Below are 6,056 nucleotides of genomic sequence, written 5' to 3'. Positions count from 1 at the left end.
CCATTCGCCTTGATAAAAAAGGCTATGTTGCTAACCAACGACCCAAACGGCGCTGGCAAAGATGATGATCACTGTGTGTTTGCCAGTGACAGACATAAAAAAAACCAGCTGAATGAGCTGGTTTTTTTATGGTCGAACTGCAAGTTATGGCCAAACTGCAAAAATCGCGTTACTGGACTCGCTTCACCTGCGCGCCCAATCCTTGGAATTTCTGCTCAATATGCTCGTAGCCGCGATCTAAGTGATAGATGCGATCGACCACGGTTGTGCCATCGGCAACTAAGCCGGCGATCACTAAACTCGCTGACGCGCGCAAATCGGTCGCCATCACCTGTGCACCACTTAAAGATTCAATCCCTTGGATGATACAGGTATTGCCTTCAAGCTCCATGGTCGCGCCCATGCGGATAAGCTCCGGCACATGCATAAAGCGGTTTTCAAAGATGGTTTCAGTAATGGTCGCGGTGCCTTGGGCTAAGGCATTGAGCACACAAAACTGCGCCTGCATATCCGTTGGAAACCCGGGATAAGGTGCGGTTTTAATGTTCACCGCCTTTGGCCGTTTGCCTTGCATATCCAGCTCAATCCAATCCTCGCCGGTGGTGATCACCGCTCCTGCATCTTCGAGCTTGGCAATCACCGACTCCAATGAGGCGGGATCCGCTTTTAAGCAGCGGATTTTGCCGCGCGTGACGGCAGCCGCCACCAAGAATGAACCGGTTTCGATACGGTCTGGCATCACCCGATATTCACAGCCTTGTAAACGCTCAACCCCTTGAATACGCAAGGTTGCGCTACCAACGCCGCTGATTTTAGCGCCCATGGCAATTAAGCAGTTGGCTAAATCGATGACTTCAGGCTCGCGGGCGGCGTTTTCAATCACGGTCTCGCCATCGGCTAATGCTGCGGCCATTAACAGGTTTTCGGTCGCACCCACGCTCACCATGTCCATAAAGATGTGCGCGCCCTTAAGGCGGCCATCGACACGGGCTTTGATATAGCCTTCTTTCACTTCAATCTTGGCGCCCATCATTTCGAGGCCATGTAAGTGTAAGTTGACGGGGCGTGCACCAATGGCGCAGCCACCGGGCAATGACACATCCGCCCTGCCGTAGCGCGCAAGCAACGGGCCGAGGATCAGGATAGAGGCGCGCATGGTTTTCACTAAATCGTAAGGCGCGCAAAACTCATTAAGATGAGTGGTCGAAATGCGGATCTGCCCGTCGCCCAGCTCAGTCACATCGGCACCTAAGCAGCGCAATAATTTGCAGCTGGTGTTGACGTCACGCAGGTTTGGCACGTTAGAAACCAAAAAGTCGGTTTCGGCCAATACGCCCGCCATCAGGATCGGCAAGGCGGCATTTTTGGCGCCCGAAATAATCACATCACCGGCAAGCGGGGGGCTTGCCTGAATCGTTAGTTTATCCACTGTTCCTCACTAGCTAGGCATGTTGAAAACTTTTTCGCGTTTCCATTGTGTCGGCGTGAAAGTTTTAATCGTTAATGCATGTAACTCACCGCTGGCAATCTGTGCCGTGAGCGGTGCATAAATGGCTTGTTGTTGTTTGACTCGGCTCATGCCGTCAAAGCATTCGCCCACGGCGATCACTTTGTAATGGCTGCCGTCGGAACTGGCATACACTTCGTCAAGCGCTAACGCATCCCGTAAAATCTGTTCTATTAAGCTGCATTCCATCGGATAAGGTACCTTGTGTTAATGCGTCGCTTCGCTGAAGAAGGACTGTAAATCATATAAATCAATTAATTTTTTAAGCTGGGCTGATGGCGCGCACAGGCGCAATGGCCCTTGATGGTCGCGCACTAAGGCCAGCAAAAACGCGACGCCCGCGCTGTCACTGTATTCAAGTTGCGCCAACGAGAGCTCCGACGTCGATTCACTGAGCAAACTGTGTCGTTGAGGCCAAAGCGCGATCACTTGCGTTTGGGATAGCTGGCCTTTGAGGTGGCAAGTCGCGCCTTGCTGCACAAATTCAATCACGACGCTAACTTCCCAGATTTGGTCGGCTTGGTGATTTTATCTTTGGTGCGCTCATCCAGCATAGTGATCACGGCATCAATGCCCTGCTGGCGAATTAAATTGGAGATTTCCGATTGTTTAGACGACAGCAGGCTCACGCCTTCGGCCACCAGATCAAAAGCCTTCCATGAGTCGTCTTTTAAACGGCGTGCTTTAAACAGCAGCTTAATCGGAGGGCGGCCCGCTTCAATAATTTGGACGTTTACATCGACAATTTTCTCGTTACGAAAATCGACACCGGGGAAAAACTCCACTTTTTGATTGGTGTATTCGGTAAAGGCTTGGGCGTAGGTCGACACTAAATAGCCCTCAAACGCGGTCACAAAGCGGTTGCGTTGATCTTCGCTCGAGTCCTTAAGGTACTGGCCCAGCACTTTATAGGAAGCGTATTTGTAATCAATGTAAGGCATTAACTCTTCGCGCACGATGATTTTAAGATGATCCGGATCGGCATCGATCAGCGCTTTATCTTGATGGAAACGATCGAAGGTTTTATTGGCAACCGCTTTGACTAACGCATAGGGATCTTTGTTGTCAATCACTGTATCGGCGGCCATCGCCGTGGTCGCTGTACACAGCATCACTAACGGCAGCAAAAAGCGAGATAAGCTTTTAAACATAGTGGTAACCTCTATTTATCCTTTGAACCCATACTATACAAGAACTGACCTATCAGGTCCTCTAACACTAAGGCTGAGCGTGTATCCGCAATCCTATCACCCTCTTTAAGCATGCTGACATCCTCATCCATAAATCCCGGGGTTAACCCGAGGAATTGCTCCCCCAACAACCCTGAGGTCAAAATAGCTAAGCTACTGGTTTCAGGGAATTGATCATAACGCTTGTCCATCACTATCGTGACTACCGCCTCAAGCTTTACCGGGTCTAAATCAATTTGGCTCACGCGGCCAACCACCACGCCGCCGACTTTGACTGGCGAGCGTACCTTCAGGCCACCAATATTGGTGAAGTTAGCGGTTAAGCTATAACTGCTGTCGCTGGTTTTGACTTCGATATTGGCGACGTTAAACACCAATACGAGGAAGGCTGCGATACCCGTTAAAATAAACATACCCACTAACAATTCAATTTTTCGTGTCAACATCTTCAGTTACCACTCTGTTAATCCATGTCATCTGTGTCTAAAGCCGCTGGCGTCCATTAGCGACCAAACATCAGGGCTGTCAGTAAAAAATCTAAGGCCAATACCGCTAAACTCGACTGTACGACGGTCGACGTAGTTGCGCGGCTGATACCTTCAGGGTTAGGGATCACTTGGTAACCACGGTATAACGCAATCCAAGTGACCACTACGGCAAATACACCACTTTTGATCAAGCAGTTAACTATGTCTTGGCGCCATTCAACCGACGCCTGCAGGATTGACCAAAACGCGCCGCTATCGATGCCTTTCCATTCCACCCCGACAAGGTGGCCGCCATAAATGCCGACGGCGGTAAACATCAAGGCGAGCAATGGCATGCTAATCACCCCAGCCCAAAAGCGCGGCGCGATAATCTGGCGCAGCGGATCGATAGCCATCATCTCTAAGCTGGATAACTGCTCCGTACTCTTCATCAAGCCTATTTCGGCGGTTAATGCCGAGCCTGCACGGCCGGCAAATAACAGCGCGGTGACCACAGGCCCTAATTCACGCAGCAAACTTAACGCCACCATGGGGCCTAAGCTTTCTTCAGTGCCAAAACCGACGAGGATATTATAACCCTGCAGTGCCAGTACCATGCCGATAAAGAGGCCTGAGACGAGGATGATCACCATCGATTGCACGCCGACCACATAGATCTGACGCACCAATAATGGCAAGCCCTTACGCACCCGTGGCCAGCGAAAAATGGCGCCCCATAACATGAGCCCCGCTTGACCAAAACCGATGACCAAATCAATTGCGCTGCGGCCTAGGTCGGCAATACTGTCGAATAACTTCACTTGCCAACTCCTTTTGCGATCAATTCTTGCTGATAATCATTGGCCGGATAATGAAACGGCACAGGGCCATCGGGCGCCCCTTGGATAAATTGCTTCAGCTGCGGGTTATCGGCGTATTTCAATTGCTCAGGCGTGCCGTGGGCAATCACTTTTTTATCCGCGACCACATACACATAATCAGCAATGCCTAAGACTTCATCCACATCATGGGAAACCACGATCGAGGTGAGGTTCAGCGCATCGGACAATTCACGGATAAGCTTGACCAACACGCCCATCGAAATCGGATCTTGCCCCGCAAAAGGCTCATCATACATCACCATTTCGGGCTCGAGAGCAATCGCCCTGGCCAATGCCGCTCGGCGCTGCATCCCCCCGGAGAGCTCACTGGGCATCATTTGCGCGGCACCGCGCAAACCGACGGCTTCGAGCTTCATCAGTACAATGGTGCGAATAATCTCTTCGGGTAAACCCGAATGCTCACGCAGCGCAAACGCCACGTTATCGAAGACGTTAATATCCGTAAATAACGCCCCACTTTGAAACAACATGCTCATGCGTTTACGCAGGGCAAATAGCTCATTACGACTCACAGCATGTATATCGTGGCCATCGAACAACACTTGCCCTTGGGTCGGGATCAGTTGGCCACCGATCAATTTTAAGAGCGTGGTTTTGCCAATGCCGCTTGGCCCCATAATCGCAGTGACCTTGCCCCGGGGAATGGACAGGCTAATATCTTCATATATGACACGCTGGCCACGGCTAAAGCCCAAATTACGGATCTCAACCAACGGCGTTTGTTCTTGAGTCATGCTTGATTCCGATATTTGAAAAAGAGGCGATCTGTCACTTCCTATACAGACCAATCGAAGAGCCGCGATTGTACGAAATTGGGCTATAACCTACAACCGAATCGACACTATCAAGCGGCGATACTTTCAATTTGGCGCATTTCCAGCGAAAATGCGCGCTGACTGACGCGTTACCTTAGCTAAATGCACTCAAATGTTATCCAGAATTTACCGCTATATGTCATGTTGTGACAAACACTCGCAATTGACGTTAATTCACGGCAAGCTTGGCGAGCACAACATACTGTACATTAGCTTAAGGAGGGTGAGCATACTTAAGCACAGTCGCAATGGGTGGCACTAAAGAGTGAAATGCCTTGAAAATAATGCATAAATTCATTGAAAAAAACCGTAAAGCCGCAGATATTGCCAAGCTGCGCGCGGCCCAAAAGCGCTGAGGCCAAGGGCGGTGAAACGGCCAAGGCCAGCGACCAAGCGATAAGCCTGGGCTAACTAGCACAATAGACTGTTAACCAGAGATATTTAACAACCGCCATTGAACAACAGTTATTGAACAACAGTTATTTAAAAACAGCTATGTAAAAACAAGGCGTTAAAAGTCACTGCGCCAGTGCTAAGCGCTACGGCACACGCTGAAACAAAACGAATTCAACCCGAGCAAGATACTTATTTTTTATCATCTTTATCGCGTACCACATTGTGCAACTCCTATCCCATCAATGGGGCGACAAAGACAATGCAACAAGAGAGATAGACATGGTAGACCAATCACAATTGCGCCAATGGGGCTGCAAAGTTATCGACATCGAAAAATTGGCCCTAGACAATCTATATCAATATGTGGATTCACCTGAATTTGCCATGGCGTGCCAATTGATCCTTGACTGCACTGGTAAAGTCATCGTCATGGGGATGGGCAAATCTGGCCACATTGGCAATAAGATTTCCGCCACCTTGGCGAGCACCGGCACCCCTGCCTTTTTTGTGCACCCAGGGGAAGCGAGCCACGGCGATCTCGGAGTGTTGTCGGATAATGACATTATTTTAACGATCTCCAACTCCGGCGAATCGAGTGAAATTCTGGCATTAATGCCGGTGATTCAACGTAAAGGGATACCGGTTATCGCCATGACCGGCAAACCTGACTCCACCATGGCCCGGCTGGCGCAAATCCATTTATGTATTGAAGTCCCCGAAGAGGCTTGCCCCTTAGGGCTCGCCCCAACCTCCAGCACTACGGCCACCCTCATTATGGG

8 protein-coding genes are annotated in these 6,056 nt (G+C 50.1%); 1 reads left to right on the top strand and 7 read right to left on the bottom strand.

Annotated elements, in window-relative coordinates:
• Positions 1 to 169 precede the first annotated feature (169 nt).
• Genes murA through mlaF form a run of 7 tightly spaced genes read right to left on the bottom strand, consistent with a single transcriptional unit; the run spans position 170 to position 4,800 of the window.
• Positions 170 to 1,429 carry a UDP-N-acetylglucosamine 1-carboxyvinyltransferase gene (murA, locus tag ACRCZA_RS02570; protein WP_438672924.1) on the bottom strand — a complete coding sequence of 420 codons (1,260 nt, stop codon included), beginning with the start codon at positions 1,427 to 1,429 and terminating at the stop codon, positions 170 to 172.
• A 9-nt stretch (positions 1,430 to 1,438) separates the two neighbouring features.
• Positions 1,439 to 1,696 (bottom strand): BolA family protein, encoded by a 258-nt coding sequence (locus tag ACRCZA_RS02565; protein WP_438672923.1) that lies wholly within the window; start codon positions 1,694 to 1,696, stop codon positions 1,439 to 1,441.
• Positions 1,697 to 1,714: 18 nt separating this feature from the next.
• Positions 1,715 to 1,999, bottom strand: a complete 285-nt coding sequence (locus ACRCZA_RS02560) for an STAS domain-containing protein (protein ID WP_438672922.1) — start codon at positions 1,997 to 1,999, stop codon at positions 1,715 to 1,717.
• On the bottom strand, positions 1,996 to 2,658 hold the full coding sequence (locus ACRCZA_RS02555) for an MlaC/ttg2D family ABC transporter substrate-binding protein (protein ID WP_438672921.1): 663 nt from the start codon (positions 2,656 to 2,658) through the stop codon (positions 1,996 to 1,998). Before ACRCZA_RS02555 ends, ACRCZA_RS02560 begins: the two co-directional genes overlap by 4 nt.
• 11 nt (positions 2,659 to 2,669) lie before the next feature.
• Complete coding sequence (gene mlaD, locus ACRCZA_RS02550; RefSeq protein ID WP_438672920.1) at positions 2,670 to 3,143, bottom strand: outer membrane lipid asymmetry maintenance protein MlaD; 474 nt, start codon at positions 3,141 to 3,143, stop codon at positions 2,670 to 2,672.
• Between the two features lie 56 nt (positions 3,144 to 3,199).
• On the bottom strand, positions 3,200 to 3,985 hold the full coding sequence (gene mlaE, locus ACRCZA_RS02545; RefSeq protein WP_438672919.1) for a lipid asymmetry maintenance ABC transporter permease subunit MlaE: 786 nt from the start codon (positions 3,983 to 3,985) through the stop codon (positions 3,200 to 3,202).
• Complete coding sequence (gene mlaF, locus ACRCZA_RS02540) at positions 3,982 to 4,800, bottom strand: phospholipid ABC transporter ATP-binding protein MlaF (protein ID WP_438672918.1); 819 nt, start codon at positions 4,798 to 4,800, stop codon at positions 3,982 to 3,984. The genes mlaE and mlaF overlap by 4 nt, the downstream gene beginning before the upstream one ends.
• Positions 4,801 to 5,556: 756 nt before the next feature.
• On the opposite strand from mlaF, the gene ACRCZA_RS02535 reads away from it, so the two are divergent.
• On the top strand, positions 5,557 to 6,056 hold a 500-nt coding region (locus tag ACRCZA_RS02535), incomplete at its 3' end, for a KpsF/GutQ family sugar-phosphate isomerase (protein ID WP_438672917.1).

Origin of the sequence: Shewanella sp. (assembly GCF_051658185.1) — a bacterium.
GTDB lineage: Bacteria > Pseudomonadota > Gammaproteobacteria > Enterobacterales > Shewanellaceae > Shewanella.
Note: the sequence above shows the minus strand (reverse complement) of the source record. Positions and strands in the feature narration are given on the sequence as shown.